21 protein-coding genes, 1 tRNA gene and 1 pseudogene are annotated in these 19392 nt (G+C 67.7%); 11 read left to right on the forward strand and 12 right to left on the reverse strand.

Going from position 1 to position 19392, the window contains the following annotated elements; translation table 11 throughout:
* Positions 1-4 precede the first annotated feature (4 nt).
* The gene (locus ACFWAY_RS35810) at positions 5-793 is read left to right on the forward strand and encodes an SDR family oxidoreductase (RefSeq protein ID WP_043778525.1); all 789 of its coding nucleotides are present in this window, start codon (positions 5-7) and stop codon (positions 791-793) included.
* Positions 794-812: 19 nt separating this feature from the next.
* Positions 813-1970 (forward strand): sulfotransferase family protein, encoded by a 1158-nt coding sequence (locus ACFWAY_RS35815; protein ID WP_378457941.1) that lies wholly within the window; start codon positions 813-815, stop codon positions 1968-1970.
* On the opposite strand, the gene ACFWAY_RS35820 is transcribed toward ACFWAY_RS35815, so the two are convergent.
* Positions 1954-2628 (reverse strand): low molecular weight phosphatase family protein, encoded by a 675-nt coding sequence (locus tag ACFWAY_RS35820; RefSeq protein WP_378513844.1) that lies wholly within the window; start codon positions 2626-2628, stop codon positions 1954-1956. The two genes, ACFWAY_RS35815 and ACFWAY_RS35820, sit on opposite strands and share 17 nt — an antisense overlap.
* A gap of 303 nt (positions 2629-2931) precedes the next feature.
* Here ACFWAY_RS35820 and ACFWAY_RS35825 point away from each other — a divergent pair, with 303 nt between their 5' ends.
* Positions 2932-3540 carry a ClpP family protease gene (locus ACFWAY_RS35825; protein WP_378457943.1) on the forward strand — a complete coding sequence of 203 codons (609 nt, stop codon included), beginning with the start codon at positions 2932-2934 and terminating at the stop codon, positions 3538-3540.
* Between the two features lie 4 nt (positions 3541-3544).
* Complete coding sequence (locus ACFWAY_RS35830; RefSeq protein WP_005252895.1) at positions 3545-4129, forward strand: ATP-dependent Clp protease proteolytic subunit; 585 nt, start codon at positions 3545-3547, stop codon at positions 4127-4129.
* 9 nt (positions 4130-4138) lie between these two features.
* On the opposite strand, the gene ACFWAY_RS35835 is transcribed toward ACFWAY_RS35830, so the two are convergent.
* Both ACFWAY_RS35835 and ACFWAY_RS35840 read right to left on the reverse strand, forming a co-directional pair.
* Positions 4139-4486, reverse strand: a complete 348-nt coding sequence (locus ACFWAY_RS35835; protein WP_005568281.1) for a helix-turn-helix domain-containing protein — start codon at positions 4484-4486, stop codon at positions 4139-4141.
* A gap of 65 nt (positions 4487-4551) precedes the next feature.
* Positions 4552-5805: a KasA/KasB family beta-ketoacyl-ACP synthase gene (locus ACFWAY_RS35840; protein WP_378513845.1), complete on the reverse strand. Its 1254-nt coding sequence runs from the start codon at positions 5803-5805 to the stop codon at positions 4552-4554.
* A gap of 40 nt (positions 5806-5845) precedes the next feature.
* On the opposite strand from ACFWAY_RS35840, the gene ACFWAY_RS35845 reads away from it, so the two are divergent.
* The gene (locus ACFWAY_RS35845) at positions 5846-6409 is read left to right on the forward strand and encodes a TetR family transcriptional regulator (RefSeq protein ID WP_378457945.1); all 564 of its coding nucleotides are present in this window, start codon (positions 5846-5848) and stop codon (positions 6407-6409) included.
* On the opposite strand, the gene ACFWAY_RS35850 is transcribed toward ACFWAY_RS35845, so the two are convergent.
* Positions 6377-7225, reverse strand: coding sequence for an alpha/beta fold hydrolase (locus ACFWAY_RS35850; RefSeq protein ID WP_378513846.1), 849 nt, complete (start codon positions 7223-7225; stop codon positions 6377-6379). The two genes, ACFWAY_RS35845 and ACFWAY_RS35850, sit on opposite strands and share 33 nt — an antisense overlap.
* The gene (locus ACFWAY_RS35855) at positions 7222-9009 is read right to left on the reverse strand and encodes an amidohydrolase family protein (RefSeq protein ID WP_378513847.1); all 1788 of its coding nucleotides are present in this window, start codon (positions 9007-9009) and stop codon (positions 7222-7224) included. The genes ACFWAY_RS35850 and ACFWAY_RS35855 overlap by 4 nt, the downstream gene beginning before the upstream one ends.
* Before the next feature lie 100 nt (positions 9010-9109).
* Between ACFWAY_RS35855 and ACFWAY_RS35860 the strand changes: the two genes are divergently transcribed.
* Together ACFWAY_RS35860 and ACFWAY_RS35865 are read left to right on the forward strand one after the other, a co-directional pair.
* Complete coding sequence (locus ACFWAY_RS35860) at positions 9110-9718, forward strand: TetR/AcrR family transcriptional regulator (protein ID WP_378513848.1); 609 nt, start codon at positions 9110-9112, stop codon at positions 9716-9718.
* 37 nt (positions 9719-9755) lie between these two features.
* Positions 9756-10316, forward strand: a complete 561-nt coding sequence (locus ACFWAY_RS35865) for a dihydrofolate reductase family protein (RefSeq protein ID WP_378457949.1) — start codon at positions 9756-9758, stop codon at positions 10314-10316.
* 41 nt (positions 10317-10357) lie between these two features.
* Here the strand turns inward: ACFWAY_RS35865 and ACFWAY_RS35870 are convergent, their stop codons facing one another.
* Together ACFWAY_RS35870 and ACFWAY_RS35875 are read right to left on the reverse strand one after the other, a co-directional pair.
* On the reverse strand, positions 10358-10876 hold the full coding sequence (locus tag ACFWAY_RS35870; RefSeq protein ID WP_378457950.1) for an SRPBCC domain-containing protein: 519 nt from the start codon (positions 10874-10876) through the stop codon (positions 10358-10360).
* Positions 10873-11175, reverse strand: coding sequence for an ArsR/SmtB family transcription factor (locus tag ACFWAY_RS35875; RefSeq protein WP_378457951.1), 303 nt, complete (start codon positions 11173-11175; stop codon positions 10873-10875). Before ACFWAY_RS35875 ends, ACFWAY_RS35870 begins: the two co-directional genes overlap by 4 nt.
* Positions 11176-11384: 209 nt before the next feature.
* Between ACFWAY_RS35875 and ACFWAY_RS35880 the strand changes: the two genes are divergently transcribed.
* Both ACFWAY_RS35880 and ACFWAY_RS35885 read left to right on the forward strand, forming a co-directional pair.
* Complete coding sequence (locus ACFWAY_RS35880; protein WP_378513849.1) at positions 11385-12998, forward strand: class I adenylate-forming enzyme family protein; 1614 nt, start codon at positions 11385-11387, stop codon at positions 12996-12998.
* Positions 12999-13051: 53 nt separating this feature from the next.
* Complete coding sequence (locus ACFWAY_RS35885) at positions 13052-14356, forward strand: MFS transporter (RefSeq protein ID WP_378513850.1); 1305 nt, start codon at positions 13052-13054, stop codon at positions 14354-14356.
* A gap of 47 nt (positions 14357-14403) precedes the next feature.
* Here the strand turns inward: ACFWAY_RS35885 and ACFWAY_RS35890 are convergent.
* A tRNA-Cys gene (locus ACFWAY_RS35890) sits at positions 14404-14475 on the reverse strand.
* A 93-nt stretch (positions 14476-14568) separates the two neighbouring features.
* Between ACFWAY_RS35890 and ACFWAY_RS35895 the strand changes: the two genes are divergently transcribed.
* Together ACFWAY_RS35895 and ACFWAY_RS35900 are read left to right on the forward strand one after the other, a co-directional pair.
* The gene (locus ACFWAY_RS35895) at positions 14569-15831 is read left to right on the forward strand and encodes a multidrug effflux MFS transporter (RefSeq protein WP_378457954.1); all 1263 of its coding nucleotides are present in this window, start codon (positions 14569-14571) and stop codon (positions 15829-15831) included.
* Between the two features lie 54 nt (positions 15832-15885).
* A complete protein-coding gene (locus tag ACFWAY_RS35900; protein ID WP_009474224.1) occupies positions 15886-16419 on the forward strand; it encodes a MarR family winged helix-turn-helix transcriptional regulator in 534 nt (177 codons plus the stop codon).
* 59 nt (positions 16420-16478) lie between these two features.
* Here the strand turns inward: ACFWAY_RS35900 and ACFWAY_RS35905 are convergent, their stop codons facing one another.
* The 4 genes and pseudogenes from ACFWAY_RS35905 to ACFWAY_RS35920 form a co-directional block, all read right to left on the reverse strand.
* Entirely contained in the window at positions 16479-17255 is a 777-nt protein-coding gene (locus tag ACFWAY_RS35905) for an enoyl-CoA hydratase (RefSeq protein ID WP_378513851.1), read from the reverse strand.
* Positions 17252-18154 (reverse strand): annotated as a pseudogene (gene mmsB, locus ACFWAY_RS35910) (3-hydroxyisobutyrate dehydrogenase); the annotation flags it as partial. The gene ACFWAY_RS35905 and the pseudogene mmsB, both read right to left, overlap by 4 nt.
* Before the next feature lie 30 nt (positions 18155-18184).
* Positions 18185-19255: an enoyl-CoA hydratase/isomerase family protein gene (locus ACFWAY_RS35915; RefSeq protein ID WP_378513852.1), complete on the reverse strand. Its 1071-nt coding sequence runs from the start codon at positions 19253-19255 to the stop codon at positions 18185-18187.
* Positions 19252-19392 (reverse strand): acyl-CoA dehydrogenase family protein (locus ACFWAY_RS35920; RefSeq protein WP_378513854.1); only part of this gene is annotated, 141 nt, incomplete at its 5' end. The genes ACFWAY_RS35920 and ACFWAY_RS35915, both read right to left, overlap by 4 nt.

Here is a 19392-nt window from a genome sequence, read left to right on the forward strand (position 1 = left end):
CGCCATGACTACTCCGCAACTCCTGCAGGACAGGGTGGTCGTCATCTCCGGCGTCGGACCGGCGCTGGGCCGCACCCTCGCCGTCCGCTGCGCCGACGCCGGCGCGGACGTGGTGCTGGCCGCCCGCACCGCATCGCGTCTCGACGAGGTGGCCAAGGAGATCATCGCCGTCGGCCGGCGCGCGGTGACCGTCCCGACCGACATCACCGATCAGGCATCGGCCGAGAACCTGGTGTCCGCGGCCGTAGACGCGTACGGCAAAGTCGACGTGCTGATCAACAATGCGTTCTCGGTTCCGTCGATGAAACCGCTGGCCCGCACCGAGTTTGATCACATCCGCAGCAGTTTCGAGCTGACCGTGCTCGGGGCGTTGCGGCTGACGCAGCTGTTCACCCCCGCGCTCGCCGATGCGAACGGGGCGGTGGTGAACATCAACTCGATGGTGCTCCGGCACTCCCAGGAACGGTACGGCAGCTACAAGATGGCCAAATCCGCCCTGCTCGCGACGTCACAGTCGCTCGCAACCGAGTTGGGCCCACAGGGAATCCGCGTCAATTCCGTTGCTCCCGGCTATATCTGGGGAGACACGTTGAAACAGTACTTCACGCACCAGGCCGAGAAGTACGGAACAACCGTCGAGCAGATCTACGAACACACCGCCGCGAACACAGATCTGAAGAGACTCCCCACGACCGAGGAAGTGGCCGACGCCGTGATCTTCCTGGCCTCACCGTTGGCGAGCGCCGTGACCGGCCAGTGCCTCGACGTCAACTGCGGCGAATTCCATCACTAGCGACGAGAACCGGAGCATCATGAGCGAGCGCACCACCGTCGGCACGGTCGAGGACCTTCACGCCTCGGCCACCCGCCTGACCGGCCTCACCGACTTCGGCGTGGACGACTACACCGAGGCCCTCGGCATCCTGCTGGACTCGTATCACGTCGACGAGCAGCTGACCCCGCTCGGGAGCAAGGTGTCCCGGGTGTTTCTCCGCGGCGCCCTGGTGGCGCGGCTGCTGAGCGAGGCGGCATGGAAGCAGAACCCCGAGCACGCGGACGTGCGGATCGAGCGGCCCATCTTCGTCACCGGGCTTCCCCGCACCGGGACGACGGCGCTGCACCGGCTGCTCACCGCGGACCCGTCGCATCAGGGCCTGGAGATGTGGCTGACCGAGATGCCCCAACCCCGGCCGCCGCGCGCGACCTGGGAATCGAATCCCGTGTTCCAGAAGATCGAGGAGGGCTTCAGCCGCCACCACATCGAACGCCCCGAATTCATGGGCGTGCACTACATGTCGGCGAGCGAGGTCGAGGAGTGCTGGCAACTGCTGCGGCAGACGTTCAAGTCGATCTCCTACGAGTGCCTGGCGTCTCTCCCGACATATTCCCGCTGGCTCGAAGGCCAGGACTGGACCAACGCCTATCAGCGGCACAAGAAGAACCTGCAGCTGATCGGGCTTCCCGATCGGGACCGCCGCTGGGTGCTGAAGAACCCCAGCCATCTGTTCGCGCTCGACGAGTTGCTCGCCGTCTATCCGGACGCCCTGATCATCCAGACCCACCGGCCGCCGCGCACGATCGTCCCGTCGGTGTGCAGCCTGGCGGAGCAGGCGACGGAAGGGTGGTCGGAGAAGTTCCGGGGCACCGTCATCGGTGAGAGCCAGCTCGAGCTGTGGGCCCGTGGACTCGAGCAGTTCACCGCGGCCCGCGCCCGGCACGACCCCGCTCAGTTCATCGACGTCGACTACCACGATTTCGTGGCCGACCCGCTCGGCACCGTCGAAGGGGTCTACACGCACTTCGGGCTCGATCTCAGCTCCTCTGCCCAGGCGGCGATGGAGTCGATGCACGCCGAGAGTCGCAGCGGCGACCGCCGCCCCTCGCACAAGTACACGCTCGAGGACTTCGGGCTGACGGCCGCGCAGGTGGACGAGAGATTCGCCAACTACCAGTTCAGCGCGACCAGCTGACGGGATAGTCGAGGATCGACGACGCCGCTCGCGCCGCGATCAACGGCCTCGGCGACAGCGGCAGGTGGACGACCGGGGACGGCGGCGGTTCGGGCTCGGGCTCGTGTTCGAGTTCGGGTTCGGGTTGCCGTTTCGTGCCGCTGCCGAGGTCGAGTGCGTCGAGCAGCGGTATCAGTTCGGCGGCGATCCGATCTCCCACCTGCGTGAACGCCGCCTCGCCGAGGCCGACGGGGTCGCTGATGTTCGCGTCGTCGATCGCCCCGTACTCCCTTCGGGCGACGGCGAGTTCGGCGACGGTGCGGACACCGGTGTCGGTGGCGATCCGGCGGGCCTCGCGAAGCGTGAACGTGCAGTGGCTCGTCCCGAGCAGCAGTTCCATCGAACGATCCCGGATCTGCTCGGTCATCGCGAGGACGAGGTCGGCGTGTTTGATCATCTCGGGCCGCAGGCGACGCGCCCGGAAACCGTCGGCGCTCGCGCCGAGGCCTTCGATGACGCGGGCGGCGACGGGTTCGATCGGAAAGCCCACGAGGGCGCGGACACCGGCGCTCTCCGCGGTGAGGTGCGGCAGGTCGCGGGCGAGCGCGTACGCGTGCGTCAGCCGCTCTGCGATCGGCGAGCGGCAGACGTTCCCGCTGCAGACGAACAGAACGTGCATGAGGGCAACCTAACCAGCGAGTTCGCTCTCGCGCGCGGGCAATTCCACTGTCCGAGCGGTCTGTTTCTGACGTTCATCTCCCCTTGGCAAGTCGTTCATCCCTTGGACTCCTCGTGGTCACCTCGAATCACGAACGCCCAGTTCACAGCGGTCGACGCTGGAGTAACGCCACGTACGCGATCTGCGTCACATTCCCAGGTGGGTGCGGCACCGTCGTCGGGGTTGCGAACCTCCCCGGCGCGGGTCGTCTGCCCACAGCAGACAATCGCCGGTCCGGCGCCGGCGCGGCGGTAGTAATGAGACATGACCACAGCCGCACTACCCGACCTGAACTACCGCGACCTGTTGGCGGACAGACTGTTTCGCCAGCGCACGATCCTCCTCACTGGCGAGGTGGACGACGCCATGGCCGAGCGGGCCTGCTCCGAACTGGTGCTGCTCGCGGCCGCCGACCCCAAACGCGAGATCGTGCTGTACATCAATTCCCCGGGCGGATCCGTCTTCGCCGGCCTGGCCATCTACGACACGATGAAGCTCGTACCCAACGACGTGGTGACCGTCGCCATGGGTTTCGCCGCCAGCATGGGCCAGGTACTGCTGTGCTCGGGCACCCACGGCAAGCGGATCAGTCTGGCGCACAGCCGCATCATGATGCACCAGCCGTCGGCGGGCATCGGCGGCACCGCCGTCGACATCGCCATCCAGGCCGAGAGCCTCGAACGGATGAAACGCCAGTCGCAGGAGATCCTCGCCGCCGAGACGGGGCATCCGGTCGAGCAGATCGCCGAGGACAGCGACCGGGACCGGTGGTTCACCGCCGACGAGGCCCGCGACTACGGGATCGTCGACCGCGTCGTGTCCTCGTTCGCCGAGATCGCCCCGCACACCACCGCCCCGAGAATTGGATTGTGAAGCCATGTCCCAATACACCATTCCCCACGTCATCGAGCGCACCCCGGCAGGCGAGCGGTCGTTCGACATCTTCAGCCGACTGCTGAACGAACGGATCGTCTTCCTGGGCACCGAGATCGACGACGGAGTCGCCAATGTCGTGATGGCACAGCTGCTTCACCTCCAGGCGGACAGTTCCGATCAGGAGATCGGGCTGTACATCAATTCGCCCGGCGGCTCCACGACCGCGATGCTCGCGATCTACGACACGATGCAGTTCCTCCGACCGACCATCGCCACCTACTGCATGGGTCAGGCCGCGTCCGCTGCCGCCGTGCTCCTGGCGGCCGGAACCAAGGGACACCGCCACGTCCTGGCTCACTCCCGGACACTGCTGCACCAGCCGTCCACCCAGGGCAACGGCACGATCTCCGACCTGGCGCTTCAGGCCGCGGAGATCATGCGGGTCCGTTCGCAGACCGAGGCGATCCTCAGCAAACACACCGGGCAGACCGTCGAACGCCTGCGGCGGGACACCGATCGGGACCGCATCTTCACAGCCGAGGAGGCCATCGACTACGGCCTGGCCGATACGCTCGTCGCGGCCTGACAGAAGACGCTACGCGGCGAGCAGCGTGGGCACCTGCCGGTTCAGGCTCCTCGTCGCGGGGTTCCGGTTCGCCGCGCCGAGCCGACGCCCGGACCGGAACAGCAGGTGTTCCACCGGCAGACCGAGCGCGCCACACACTGCGCGCAGCATTTCCGACGAAGGCTCCTTCTTCCCGCGTTCGATCTCGGAGAGGTACTGCTTCGACATGCCGACGGCGGCGGCGACGTCCTCGAGGCTCCGATCCTGGTCCCGGCGCGCCTCGCGGAGCACTCGCCCGTACAGCTCACGCACCAGCGGCTCCTCCCGTGATTGCTCGGGAGCGGCCGTCACCAGCGTCAGTCTGCGCTGAGCTTCCATACCTCCGGAGTCTTCCAGACGACGCACCCGGACGCGGCGGCGTTCACCGACAGCGGACAGCGAATTCAGTACCGCCCGACGGCGAGCGCGACGTTGTGCCCGCCGAAACCGATCGAATTGCTCAGTGCGTAGTCGATGCGCTGACGCCGGGGTGACCCGGCGACGACGTCCAGGTCGATGGCGGGGTCCTGGTTGTCGAGGTTGAGGGTCGGTGGGACGATCTGTTCGCGCACCGTCAGGACGGTGAGGATCGCCTCGAGGGCTCCGACCGCGCCGATGGAATGCCCGAGTGCCGATTTCGGTGCGTACACCGATGCCTGTCCGGCGACGGCGGCGATCGCGGTGGCCTCGGAGGCGTCGCCGATGGACGTCGAGGTGGCGTGGGCGTTGACGTGATCGACGTCCGCGCCGCTCAGTCCCGCCGTGTCGAGCGCCTTCCGCATGGCGCGCGCAATTCCGGCGCCCTGCGGATCGGGGGCGACGATATGGTAAGCATCCGAGGTAATTCCGGCCCCCAGAATCCGGCCGTGGATCTCCGCGCCGCGAGACCGGGCGTGCTCCTCGGATTCGAGTACGAGCACCGCGCCGGCCTCACCGAACACGAAACCGTCCCGGTCGCGGTCGAACGGCCGTGATGCCCGTGCGGGTTCGTCGTTGCGGGTGCTCATCGCGCGCATCATCGCGAAACTGGCGATGGGCACCGCATCGATCTGCCCCTCGACCCCGCCGGCCACCACCACGTCCGCCTCGCCGGTGGCGATCAGCCGCCAGGCGAGCGCGATCGCCTCCGATCCGGACGAGCACGCGGACACGGGCGCGAAGACCCCCGCCTTCGCGCCGATCTCCAGCCCGACGGTGGCGGCGGGACCGTTCGGCATGACCATGGGAACGGACATCGGCGAGACCTTGCGGTACCCGTTCGCGCGCATCGCGTCGACGGCGTCGACCAGGGCGTCCCCGCCGCCCAGTCCGGTGCCGATCGCGACGGCGAGCCGCTCGCCGTCGACGTCGGGTGCGCCCACACTCGCCCAGGCCCGCCGACCGAGGACGAGCGCGCTCTGCTCGACGAACGACAGGCGGCGCTGCTCCACGCGAGACAGATGCTCGGCCGGGTGCGCCGTCAGTTTGCCGCCGATCCGGACGGGAAGGTCGTAGTCGTCGACGAACGGCTCGTCGAGCGCACCGATGCCGGACTGGTTGCGCAACAACCCTTCCCACGTGCCGTCGACGTCGTCCGCGATCGACGTGGTGGCGGCGAACGCCGTGACCACCACCGGCCGCCCGAACTTCCGCATTCCTGAAGCAGTCGTTACAGTCATGCCGTCATGAATACCTGTACCGTCCGCTACAGTCAACCGCATGGCCCGCCCCCTCGACCACGCCAAGCGCGCGCAGCTTCTCGCCGACGTCGTCGGCTACATCGCCGGACACGGACTCGCGGACCTGTCGCTCCGGCCGCTCGCCGCCGAGCTAGGCACGAGCTCCCGCATGCTCATCTACTACTTCGGCACCAAGGAGGAGCTGCTGGTCCAGGCGCTGGCGACGCAGCATCCCGGGTTCTCGTCCCTGTTCTCCGGCGTTTCGGACCGGGACGGGCTGCGTGCAGGTCTCGCGGAGTTGTGGACGTCGACCACGCAGGGCGAGTCGTCCGTCAGCACGAAGATTCTGTTGCAGGTGATGGGGGTGGCGAGTGTGCAGCGGGGCCCATTCGCCGACTTCGCCACCTCGGCCATCCACACGCTGATCGACGCCGTCGCCGATGCGATGGTCCGATGCGGAACCTCTGCTCAGGACGCCCGCGAGAATGCGACGGTCGCGGTGTCCGGACTGCGGGGAATCCTCCTCGACCGCTTGGTCACCGGCGACGTGGCGCGGACGGATCGATCGGCGTCACGACTCATCGAGCAGGTGGTCGCCGAGTAGTTCGTCGACGCGTTCGGCCGCCTCGTCCGGGATCCAGTGGCTCACGCCGCGGAGCACCTCGTAGGTGTACGGGCCGTCGACGAAGCGCGAGGTCAGCTCCGGTCCGACCGGCCCGATCGCCGTGTCGCCGTCGCTCCACACGAAGAGCGTGGGCACCCGGACCTTCCGGGAGGCCGATCGGGGTGCGGTGAACGGCATGGCCCGATACCAGTTGAGGGCGCCCCGGGCCCGCGTCCGGTCGCGCATGGGCTGCATGTCGCGCTTCGCCCCGTCCGCGGACTGGCCGCTCGCGCGCAGCGCCCGGTAGCCGTAACTGTCCGAGGCAATCACCCGCTCCGGAATCCACGGCAGCTGGAAGGCGAACATGTACCAGGACTTCAGGATCTGGCGACTGGTGAGTATCGCCCGCACGAACGCCGCCGGGTGCGGCACCGACAGGGCCGTGAGCGTGCGGACCCGGTCGGGCCGTTCCGCCGCGAGACCCCAGGCCACCGCCGCGCCCCAGTCGTGCCCGACGACATGCGCGGGCCCGAGGCCCGCCTGGTCGATGAGCGCGACGACGTCCGCGACCAGTTCCGAGCTGCGGTACGCCCAGCGGGCGCGGGGCCGGGCCCCGGCCGAATAGCCGCGCTGGTCCGGCGCGAGGGTGCGGAAGCCCCGCCGGTGCAGCAACGGTGCCAGCGCGTCCCACGACCGCGAGTCCTGCGGAAATCCGTGCAACAGCACCACCGGAGTGCCGTCGATCGGGCCCTCGTCGCGGACGTCGAACACGAGCCCGTCACGGGTGAACGTGGTGATCCGCTCCGTGCCGCTCATCGGACAGCTGTCTCACGCTCGCTGCGGTCGGCGGCCGACGCACCGGCGCGGAGGAACCGTCCCGTCTTGGTGACGCCGAACCCGCCGGTGAACTCCCCGTCGCGGTAGACGAGCCTGCCGTTGATCACCGTCGCGACCGCCGCGCCGTCGCTGCGGTTCACCATCCGGCGCAGACCGCCGTACTCGGGGACCTCGGCCTCGAACAATCCGTCCACCGTGGCGTCGAGACCCGCCGGATCGATGACGACGAGATCGGCGCGGTCCCCTTCACGCAGGTGGCCGGCGTCGATGCCGTACCAGTCGGCCAGCTCTCCCGTCAGCCGGTGGACGGCACGTTCGACGGACAGGAACGGCTTGCGGTCGGACTGCGCGTCCTTGACCTTCTTCAGCAACCGGATCGGATAGTTGTAGAACGCCATGTTGCGCAGGTGCGCTCCCGCGTCGCCGAATCCCATCTGCACGCCGGAGCTGGCCGCGAGCTTCTTCGCGAACTTGGGACGATGGTTGGCGATGGTGGTCCGCCACCGCAGGTCGGTGCCGTACTTCACGACGAGATCGAGGTACGCGTCAACCGGGTGCACGCCACGCAGGTCGCCCACCGCTCCGAACGTCTTGCCGATCAGCGTCTCGTCGGGGCATCCGACGATCACCGCGTCGTAAAAGTTGCGGTGCCAGATGCGGGGGCTGAACTTGTTGTCGTAGTCCTTGCGGAACCGACGCCGGTAGGACTCGTCCTGCAGCAAGGCATTTCGCTCCACCTGGTCCTGGAGATGCAGCGCCGCCGCGCCGGCACCGAACTCCTCGAACACCACGAGGTCGATTCCGTCCGCGTAGACGGTGAACGGCACCGGGAGGTGCTGCCACTTGAAGTCGGTCTTGGCGAAGCGGTTCAGCAGCGGCGCCGCGGCGAGCATGAAGTACACGATTTGAGGGTAGGCCTTCGAGTCCGCGCCCGACAGCAGCGACGTCTTGAGGGGCTTGCGTCGTCCCAGACCCGAACTCTCCGCGAAGAAACCCGCGATGTTGGGGTGCAGGTTGATCGTCGGCGCGCTCTGCAGGATCTTGCCGCGCTCGCGCAGGATGCGGTTGAGGAAGCGGAACTCCTTCCACCGCGCATACGTGGACGGCAATGAGCGCGAACGGTATTCGTCGCCGTCGATCTTGTCGAGCGCATTGGTCATCGAGGAGAGGCCGAGGAAGCCGGCGTCCACGGCCTCGGTGAGCATCGCGCCCATCCGCTCGAGTTCGCGAGCACTCGGCTTGGTCCGTTTGTCGGTGCCCCGGCCGAGGCCGAGCACGTGGGTGCGGATGTCGGAGTGCCCGATGAAACCGGCGATGTTGGGACCGAGCGGCAGCGACTCGAGTGCCTCGACGTACTCCGCCGGACTCTGCCAGATCTTGTTCTCTTCCAGGATCCTGAGCACGGAGTCGTGCGGCACGGCCTCGACCCGGCTGAACAGGTCGGCGCACTCGCGCGGCGTCGAGTACACGGTGGAAAGGGAGCAGTTCCCGAGGACGACGGTGGTCACGCCGTGTCGCACCGACTCCGGCAGTCCGGGGCTGACGAGCACCTCGGCGTCGTAATGAGTGTGCACGTCCACGAACCCGGGGACCACCCATTTGCCTGCCGCATCGACGATCTCGGTGTCGGGTCCGACGGGCAGCGGACGATTCGAGGCGCGGACGACGACGCCGTCGCGAATGCCGAGATTGCGGCGCCGGGGCGCGGATCCGGTTCCGTCGAACCACAGCCCACCATTGACGACGACATCGAAATCCGACATTGTTGCGCTCCTCACACTCAGTATGTGTAACCCGAGGTTACGTATCCCGTTGAGTAAAAGTCAATGGACGGTTCGAACGTTCATCAATAGAGTGCAGAAGGTGGCCGCCGCACCCCGCTCTCCCGAAGATAGGCGCGCGCAGATCCTCGACGTGGCCGTCCGACTTCTCGAGACGGTGCCGTTCGACGACCTGTCGATGGACCAGGTGGCGGCCGAGGCGGGCGTCTCCCCACCGCTGCTGTTCCACTACTTCAAGAACAAGCTGGGCTTTCGCAACGCCGTCCTCGAGGCCTCGGCCTCCGAGCTGCAACGCCGGATGACACCCGATCCGACACTCCCCGTGTCCGGACAACTCCGAGCCGGCGTCGAAACATTCGCGGACGCGGTGATCGAGCACCCCACCATCTACCTGGCGGTCATGCGGATGGCCGGTAGTGGCGACGAGCGGATGCGGCAGATCTATCGCGGCATGCGGCGGACGTTCACCCACTGGATAGGCGCGTCGCTGGCCGCGTTCGGCGTGCCGACGACACCCGCACTCGAGGCCGCGATCTCGGGCTGGCAGGCGTTCATGGAAGAGATCGTGCTGTCGTGGCTCGACGAACCGACCATGGACCGCACGGACATGATCGATCTCTGCGAACGCGCTTTCTACCACCTGCTTCCGGCGGCAGGCGTCGACGTCGACGCACTCGACGTGACACGCTGATCCGAACCGCACGGGAACGACTCGAAGGGGTTCCACAGTGGGCGAGCTGATCTATGCTCCGATCATGTCGCTCGACGGCTACATCGCCGACGAGAACGGCAATTTCGACTGGGCCGCGCCCGACGAGGAGGTCCATACCTTCGTCAACGACCTTGAGCGGCCGGTCGGCACCTACCTCTACGGGCGCCGGATGTACGAGACGATGACGTACTGGGAAACGGTGCCCGGCCTCGCCGACGAGCCCGCCTGCATACAGGACTTCGCGGAGATCTGGCGGGCGGCCGACAAGGTCGTCTACTCCACGACGCTGGAGGTGGCGTCCAGCGCCAGGACCCGCATCGAGCGGGAGTTCGACCCGGCGACCGTCCGGCATCTGAAGGCGAAGACGGAACGGGACCTCACGGTCGGCGGCGCCGGACTCGCCTCCCACGCATTCGCGGCCGGGCTGGTCGACCGATGCCACCTGTTCGTCGCACCCGCCGTCGTGGGAGGCGGCACCCGAGCCCTCCCCGACCGCGTCCGGTGCAGGCTTAAATTGCTGGACGAGCGCCGTTTCGACAACGGCTTCGTCTTCCTCCACTACCGCGTCGCGAGCTAGGAATTCGGAGTGCGTCGGTGAATCCTAGGACTTACCGGATGTCACTGACCGGCACGCTGAGCCTCCAGGAAGCGCCGTCCCGGCGTCGGGTCGACGCCGAAGCGCTCGGCGTAGCGTTCGTGAACTTCCTCCCACTGGTCCCACGAACCGTGCGCCTCCGCCTCGGAGAGGTACCCGCCGGCGAGATGAGGCTCGAGCCGCGCGAAGTAGGTCTCCCAGCCGGCCGCGGTCTGCGCTGCGACCGCACGGTCGCCGAAGACATGGATGAAGATCAACCGGCAGCCGTCTCCCTCAGCGGTCAGATCGAAGCTGTACCGCTCGCCGCCGAAGTTCCACGCCAGCCGATGGGGCGCATCGACCTCGGTCACCTCGCCGGTCGCGCCGTAGGCCTCGAAGGTCTCCCCCGTCGCCGGCGTCCAGTCGGCAGCGGCGGGAAACCAGCGCTCGAGCTCTGCCGGCACACTGATTGCCCTCCACACGCGCTCGACCGAGTGCGCGAGCGTGCGCTCGAAGCGCAGTGCCGGGCGACCGTCGATCGTCTCCAGGGTTCCGTCGGTCATGGGTTCTCCTCCAGGTGTCGTTCGAGGGCGTCGAGGCGCCTCGACCAGAACGCGCGGTACGGCTCCAGCCATTGGTCGACCTCGGCGAGGGGTTCCGGGCGCAGCGCGTACAGACGTTGCTTGCCATCCGCGCGCACCACGACGAGCCCGGCCTCGCGCAGCACCTTGAGGTGCTTGGACACGCCGGGCTGGCTGAGCGCGATGTGCTCCACCAGATCTCCGGCGGGCCGCTCACCATCACGCAGCAGGTCGAGAATCTGTCTCCGGTGCGGCTCGGCCAGGGCGGCGTAGGCGCTCATAGCCTCATATTGCCAGACGGAAATATGAGTCGCAACCGTCGCCGAGGTCGTGCCGGAAACAGCAGTTCCCGCCGGGCGCCCGAGGGGCACCGACTTGACACGCCTCGTGTGACACACGACACTTGCCGACACCGACCGAACGAGTGATCGGTCGGCCGCTCGAATTCGGACATCCCGTTCGGACCGGAGCCGGAGAAAGGGGACATGCGGTGTCGTCGACGTTCACCAACGACGGAATCCAGGAGCCACCCGTAGTGACCACTCTCGACGCGTGGCGGTCGCGCGTGCAGGCGCATCCCGATCACCCCGCCGTGGCCTATTTCGATGGCGCCCTCACGGCGCGCGAGGTCGACGACCTGTCGGACGCCCTCGCCGTCGCGCTGGACGAGTGGGGTGTCGGGCGTGGTGATCGGGTGGGAATCTACCTGCAGAATGTGCCGCAGTACGCCCTCGCTCTGCTGGCGCTGTGGAAGGTCGGCGCGGCGGCGCTTGTGCTCAATCCGATGTACCGCGGAAACGAACTCCGCCGCCTCGTCGACGATGCCGAACCGATCGGCATCATCTGCGAAGACGTGAGCGCCGGGGCCACGGCCGAGACCCTGCGCGGCAGCAGCGTGCGATTCTCGATCAGCACCAGCGCCCTCGATTTCCAGACCCGCAACGATCCGCGGGTGTTCGACTCCACCGGGCGGGCCACGCCGGCGGCCGACGGCGACCTCGTCGAACTCCTCGCGCGCTTTCGCGGCAGGCGGCCTCCCCCGGTCGAACTCGGCGGAGACGACCTCGCGCTGCTCACCTACACCTCCGGGACCACCGGCCCGCCGAAGGGCGCGCTCAACTCCCACGCGAACGTACTGGCCACCGCCCTCGACTTCGGTCACTGCGCCGGCGTCGTCGACGGGGACGTCGTGTTCGCCGTCGCCCCGCTGTTCCACATCACCGGTGCCGTGCTCAATGCCGGCGTGGCCCTCGTCCGGGACTGCGTGCTCGTCTTCGCGAATCGGTTCAACGCGGCCGTCGCACTGGAGACTTTGGTGGAGCACCGGGTGACCTACACGATCGGCTCGATCACCGTGTTCAACGCACTCTCCGAGGTGCCGGGTGTGAGCGCGGACCACTTCGCCTCGGTCAAATCCCTCTACTCGGGCGGCGCGCCCATCCCGCCCGCCACCGTGGAGAAGTTCGAAGCCAGATTCGGCAAGTACATCCACAACGCGTACGGGATGACCGAGACCACGGCCGGAGTGATCGCGGTGCCACCCGGCCTGCGGGCGCCGGTCGACCCGACGAGTGGCTCACTGTCCATCGGTCTCCCGCTGCCGCGGGTGGACATCCGGGCGGTCGACCCGAATGGCGACCCCGTTCCGCCGCACACCGCCGGCGAACTGGAAATCGCCGGACCGCAGGTTGTTTCGGGCTACTGGCGCAACCCCGATGCCTCCCGGGACACACTGCCCGGTGGACGGCTGCGCACCGGGGACGTCGCGATCATCGACGAGGCGGGGTGGGTGTACCTCGTCGACCGGCTCAAGGATCAGATCAACGTCTCCGGCTACAAGGTGTGGCCCCGTGAGGTCGAGGACACCCTCTACGAACACCCGGCCGTGCACGAAGCCGCCGTCGTCGGGCAACCCGACGACTACCAGGGTGAATCGGTGGTCGCCTACGTCTCGCTCCGCAAGGGCGCGACCGCCACCGAGGACGAACTCGTCGCGTTCGCCCGCGACCGGCTCGCCGCGTACAAGGCGCCCCGGCTGGTGCACATCGTCACCGACCTCCCGAAGACGCAGACGGGCAAGATCCGTCGCAGCGACCTGCGCTGACGACTCCTCCCCTCGACCTTTCGACTCCGCGACCCCGACGAAAGTGACTGCACGTGAACGTCGACCTCACTCGCCAGGCGAAGCCTGACACCCATTCCGGCCCCACCCTCGCATCCCGCAAGAAATCGCTCCTCGCCAGCTCCGTCGGCAACGTCCTCGAGTGGTACGAGTGGAGCGCCTACGCGGTGTTCGCCCCGTTCATCGCGGCGGCGATGTTCAGCAACTCGGACCCGGTCTCCGCCCTGCTGTCCACGCTCGCGGTGTTCGCGGTCGGCTTCCTGATGCGCCCGCTCGGCGGGATCATCTTCGGCCGGATCGCCGACAGACGCGGGCGCAAGTTCGTCCTCGTCACGACCATGCTGATGATGGCCACGGGCAGCCTGATCATCGGCGTGATGCCCACCTATTCGACCATCGGCGCGTGGGCGTCGCTGATCCTGCTCGCGGCACGCGTCATGCAGGGTTTCGCGCACGGCGGCGAGTCCGCGACCGCGTATTCCTACGTCGGTGAGATCGCGCCTCCGCACCGGCGCGGTATGTGGGGCAGCGTCGCGTTCATCGCGATCTTCGGCGGTTCGGTGCTGGCCTACACCGTCGGCGGCGTCGTCACCTCCTCCCTGTCCGACACCGCGGTCGGTCAATGGGGTTGGCGTATTCCGTTCCTCATCGGCGCGCTTCTGGCACTGTTCGCCCTCTACCTCCGCCGCAGCATGGAGGAGAGCGACGTCTTCGACGCTGCGCAGAAGGAGGACGATCAGCCGGGCATCCCCCGCCGCGCCGTCGTCCGGGCGATCCTCCTGATGATCGGGATGACCTCGGGCATCACGGCCGCGCACTACACCTGGACGTCATACATCTCCACGTACGCGATCACGCAGCAGGGCATGAACCCCGACACCGCATACTGGATGCTGGTGATCGCTCAGCTGATCGCTCTGGTCTCGCTGCCGTTCCTCGGGTTGCTCTCCGACAAGATCGGCCGGCGGCCCATGCTGGGCGCCTTCGCGGTTCTGATGTTCGCCCTGCAGTTGCCGCTGACGATGATGATCACGTCCGACGGGTGGACCCTGCTCGTCGCCACCACCGCCGCCCTGCTGATCGTCGCGGTCCCGGCGTCGATTCTGTCCTCCACGCTGTCGGAGAGCTTCCCGACGCGGCTCCGCACCCAGGCGATCGGATTCGCGTACTCGTTCTCCGTCGCGGTGTTCGGTGGCACCGCCCCGTACCTGAACCAGCTTCTCCTCGGACTCGACCTCGGCTGGGTGTTCGGCGTCTACATCATGGTGCTGGCCGTCCTCACCGGCGTCGCGTGCCTGTTCATGAAGGAGACCAAGGGCATTCGCCTCGAAGACGTGTGAACACGCACAAGAGAACCGGCAGGTGCATCACCTGCCGGTTCTCATCGAGCGAGTGACGGGATTCGAACCCGTGTGAACGGCTTTGCAGGCCGGTACCTCAACCACTCAGTCACACCCGCATCGATGATTACTGTGCCCGGCCGGTGTCCCGGGCGCGAGGTTTGCGCTCACGGTGATTCTGAAACCGACACGCCGGGGCGGGAACAAACCAGGTGCCCTCGTTGCTGTGTTGCTTCATGACCGATACCGACGAACGCGCCGCGCCGACCGGCGACCGGACAACCACCCGTCCCAGCCTTCGGGTGATCCTGGTACTCGGCGCGATGGTGGCCCTCGGCCCCTTCACCATCGACATGTACCTGCCCGCGCTTCCGGACATCGGAACCGACCTCGGCGCATCCTCGTCCGCGGTACAGCTGACCATCACCGGCACCCTGCTCGGCCTCGCGCTGGGGCAGTTGATCGTCGGACCGCTCGCGGACGGCCTCGGGCGCCGGCGCCCCCTCATCGCCGGTATCGGTGTCCACGTCGTCGCGTCCGTGCTCGCGGTCTTCGCGCCGACCGTGGCCGTGCTGGGTGTGCTCCGCGTCTTCCAGGGCATCGGGGCCGCCGCCGCTGCGGTGGTCGCGCTCGCCGTGGTGCGCGACCTGTTCTCGGGGAACACCGTGGCCGTCGTGATGTCGCGACTGATGCTCGTCCTCGGCGTCGCACCCGTCCTCGCTCCGAGTATCGGCGGGGCGCTCCTCATCGCCGTCGACTGGCGCGGGATCTTCGTCGTCCTCGCCGTGATCGGCACGCTGACGGCGTTGATCGGTGTGTGGGGTCTGACGGAGACGTTGCCGCCGGAGCGGCGGCGCAAGAGCGATCTGCGCGCTGTGCTGGGCACCTACAAGAGTCTGCTCGGCGACCGGGCGTTCATGGTGCTCGCCCTCGTGTCGAGTGTGGCGATGGGATCGTTGTTCTCGTACGTCTCCGGTGCGTCGTTCGTGTTCCAGGACCAGTACGGCCTGGACGAGCAGCAGTTCGCGCTGCTGTTCAGCTCCGGCGCGATCGCTCTGATCGGCGCCTCGCAACTCAACGTCCGCGCCCTTTCACGCCGGTCACCGCTGCAGATCACGGTGGCTGCCCTCGCCTTCGCGACGGTGGCCGGGCTGGCGCTGATCACCACCGCCCATTTCGAGTTCGGCGGGCTCGTCGGGTTCGTCGTTCCGCTGTGGTTCCTCCTCGCCGGCGTCGGCTTCGTCCTGCCCAACGCACCCGCGCTGGCCCTCGGCCGCCACGGAGAGGCGGCCGGCACCGCTGCCGCGCTGCTCGGCGCCCTGCAGTTCGGTGTCGGCGCACTGATCGCTCCCCTGGTCGGCGTGCTCGGCAACACCGGCGTCGCACTCGCGGTCACGATGACGGCATGCGCGGGACTCGGTCTGGTGGCGTTGGCGGCCGCGGCGAAGGCGGAAGCGGAAGCGGAAGCGCACTGACGACACGCTCGGCAAACTTTCGCGGCCCATCACCCGACATGGGATGATCGACGCATGCCACCACCGTCACCACTTCATCTCGACCCCATCGAAGAGGCCCACCGGCAGTGGACGAAACACGGCTGGGGTGATGTCGCCGACGGCATGGCCGCGGTGACCTCGGTGATGCGGGCGCAGCAGATCATGATGGCCCGGGTGGAGGAGGTTCTGAAGCCGTCGGGGCTCACGTTCGCCCGGTACGAATTGCTGACACTGCTGACGTTCACGCGCACGGGCGCGCTCCCGATGGCGAAGGCCAGCGCGCGCCTTCAGGTTCACCCCACGAGCGTCACCAACGCCGTCGACCGGCTCGAGACGGCGAATCTCGTGCGGCGTGTCCCGCATCCGAGCGATCGCCGTGCGACGCTGATCGAAATCACTGACGCGGGAAGGAAACTGGCTGTCGAGTCCACCGAGCGACTCAACGCCCAGGTGTTCTCGCGCCCCGGGGTGTCCGGCGACAAGCTGGAACAGCTGGTCACGATCCTCGCCGAACTGCGCCGCGAGGCAGGCGATTTCGACACTGGGGACGCCCCCACCAAGTGGTGAGAGACGACTGTCGCCCCGCACCGGATCCCGGTGCGGGGCGACAGTCGTTTTCAGGGCTTCTAGCGGTGTTTGAAGACGGGCGAACGCTTCTCGACGAACGCCGCCATCCCTTCCTTCTGATCCTCGGTGGCGAATGTCGAATGGAACACCCGCCGCTCGAACCGGACGCCCTCGGTGAGGGTGGTCTCGAAGGAGCGATTCACCGCTTCCTTCGCCATCATCGCGACCGGAAGGGACATCTCGGCGATGGTGTTCGCGGTCTGCAGCGCGTCCTCCAGGAGATCCGCGGCGGGCACGATCCGCGACACCAGCCCGGCGCGTTCGGCCTCCTCGGCGTCCATGTTCCGGCCGGTCAGGCACAGTTCCATGGCCTTGGCCTTACCCACCGCCCGCGTCAGCCGCTGCGAGCCGCCGATGCCCGGAATGACACCGAGTTTGATCTCCGGCTGACCGAACTTCGCCGTGTCGGCGGCGATCAGGATGTCGCAGAGCATCGCCAGTTCACAGCCGCCGCCGAGTGCGTAACCGGCGACGGCAGCGATCGTCGGCTTGCGTGCCGCGGCGAGCCGATCCCACGCGGCGAAGAAGTCGTCGAGGTAGACGTCCATGTACGACTTGGGCTGCATCTCCTTGATGTCGGCGCCCGCCGCGAAGGCCCGGTCGGAACCGGTGATCAGAATGGCACCGATCTCCGAATCCTTCTCCAACTCCTCCACCGCCGACACGACCTCGCGCATCAGCTCGGAGTTCAGTGCGTTGAGCGCCTTCGGACGGTTGAGGGTGATGATCCCCACCCGGCCCTTGCGCTCGAGCAGGATGGTCTCGAAGTCGGTCACTGGTCTCCCTCGGTAGAACGTTCGCGGATGTCGTTGATGATGGCCGAGAAGTCCTGGCCACCACCACCGGCGGCATGGAACCGGCTGTACAACTCGGCAGCGCGCAGCCCGAGGTCCGCCTCGACGCCGTTGGTCTTCAGCGCGTTCGCGGCGAGACCGAGATCCTTGTCCATCAGCGCGGCCGCGAAGCCCGGCTGGTAGTCGTTGTTGGCCGGGCTCGTCGGAACCGGTCCGGGCACAGGACAGTTGGTGGTCAGCGCCCAGCACTGACCCGACGCGTTGGACGCGACATCGAACAGGGCCTGGTTGCTCAGCCCCAGCTTCTCGCCGAGGACGAACGCCTCGCTGATGGCGATCATCGACACGCCGAGAATCATGTTGTTGCAGATCTTGGCGGCCTGACCGTTGCCCGGATCGCCGCAGTGGACGATTTTCTTGCCCATCACGTCGAGTAGCGGCTTCGCGGACTCGAAGTCGTCCGCCGTGCCGCCGACCATGAACGCGAGCGTTCCCGCGGTGGCGCCGACGACGCCACCGGAGACGGGTGCGTCCACCGAACGGTGGCCCGCCTCGACGGCCTCGTCGTGCGCCGCCCGGGCGTCCGCGACGTCGATGGTGGACGAATCGATGAACAGGGTGCCCGGCTTCGCGGCGGGCAGGATCTCGGCGTAAAGCCCGAGAACGTGCTTGCCGCTCGGCAGCATCGTGATCACGACGTCCACCTCACGCACGGCCTCGATGGCCGAATCAGCGACGGTGACACCGTCTTTCACTGCCTGTTCGAGTGCGGCGGGCGCGAGGTCGAAGCCGACCACCGTGTGCCCCGCCTTGACGAGATTGGCCGCCATGGGACCACCCATGTGGCCGAGTCCCAGAAATCCGACGGTAGTGCTCATAGCAGTCCCTCCTGGACGCGTGTGGCTGGTGGTTCAGTGCTGCGGCTGTGGAGCCGTCAGGCCGAGTTCGAGGTCGCCGAGCGGTGTGAAGAACGCGTCGACCCGCGCCGGGTCGACCTCCTCGATCGTGGCGGGCGACCACCGCGGGTTGCGGTCCTTGTCCACGACCTGCGCCCGAATTCCCTCGACGAGGTCGGGCGAGCTCAGGCAGGCCACCGACACCCGGAATTCGTCGTTGAGCACCTCCTCGAGGCTGCCGGCCCGCCGCGCCCGGCGCAGCGAGGCCAACGTGACCGCGCACGCGGTCGGCGACTTCGAGCGCACCTGCCCGGCCGCCTTCTCCGCCTCGGGCACCCCACTGCCGCGCAACCGGGCCACGATCTCGGCGACACTGTCGGCCGAGTACGCGGCGTCGATCCAGCCCCGCTGCGCCAGCAGCTCCGAGGCCGGAGCCGGTTCGGTGAACGCGGCCAGGGCCTCGTCCACCGATGTTTCCGTCAGCCTCTGCACGAACCCGTCGATCCTCTCGGATGGGAGGAAGTGGTCGGCGAAACCACATGCGATCGCGTCGCCGGCACCGAGCCGCGCCGTCGTCAACGCGATGTGCGTACCCAACTCCCCCGGGGTACGGGCCAGCAGATAGGTGCCCCCGACGTCCGGGACGAAACCGATCCCGGTCTCGGGCATCCCGATCATCGACCGCTCGGTGACGATCCGCACACTGCCGTGCGCCGACACCCCGACCCCGCCACCCATCACGATGCCGTCCATGATCGCCACATACGGCTTGCCGTAGCCCGCGATGGCCGCGTTGAGGATGTACTCCTCACGCCAGAACTCCCGCGAACCGGTGCCACCCTCCTTCGCGTCGTGATAGATCGACACGATGTCGCCGCCCGCGCACAGGCCACGCTCGCCGGCGCCGGTGAGGACCACCGCGCGCACCTCGTCGTCGCCGGACCACTCCGCCAGCGCCGCCGCGATCCGCCGCACCATCGCATGATTGAGGGCGTTGATCGCCTTGGGCCGATTCAACACGATGCGGCCCAGCCCGCCGCTCTTGCCGATCAGAACTTCCGGTTCCACCGATACCGCGTCACTCATGCCGCTCCCTGCTTTCCCTGTCCTGGCTTTCCCTTACCCGCGCCGCCGACGACGCTCCGGGCGATGACCACCCGCATGATCTCGTTGCTGCCCTCGAGGATCTGATGGACCCGCAGGTCGCGGACGATCTTCTCGAT

Source organism: Rhodococcus sp. NPDC059968 (assembly GCF_042738615.1).
Classification (GTDB): domain Bacteria; phylum Actinomycetota; class Actinomycetes; order Mycobacteriales; family Mycobacteriaceae; genus Rhodococcus_F.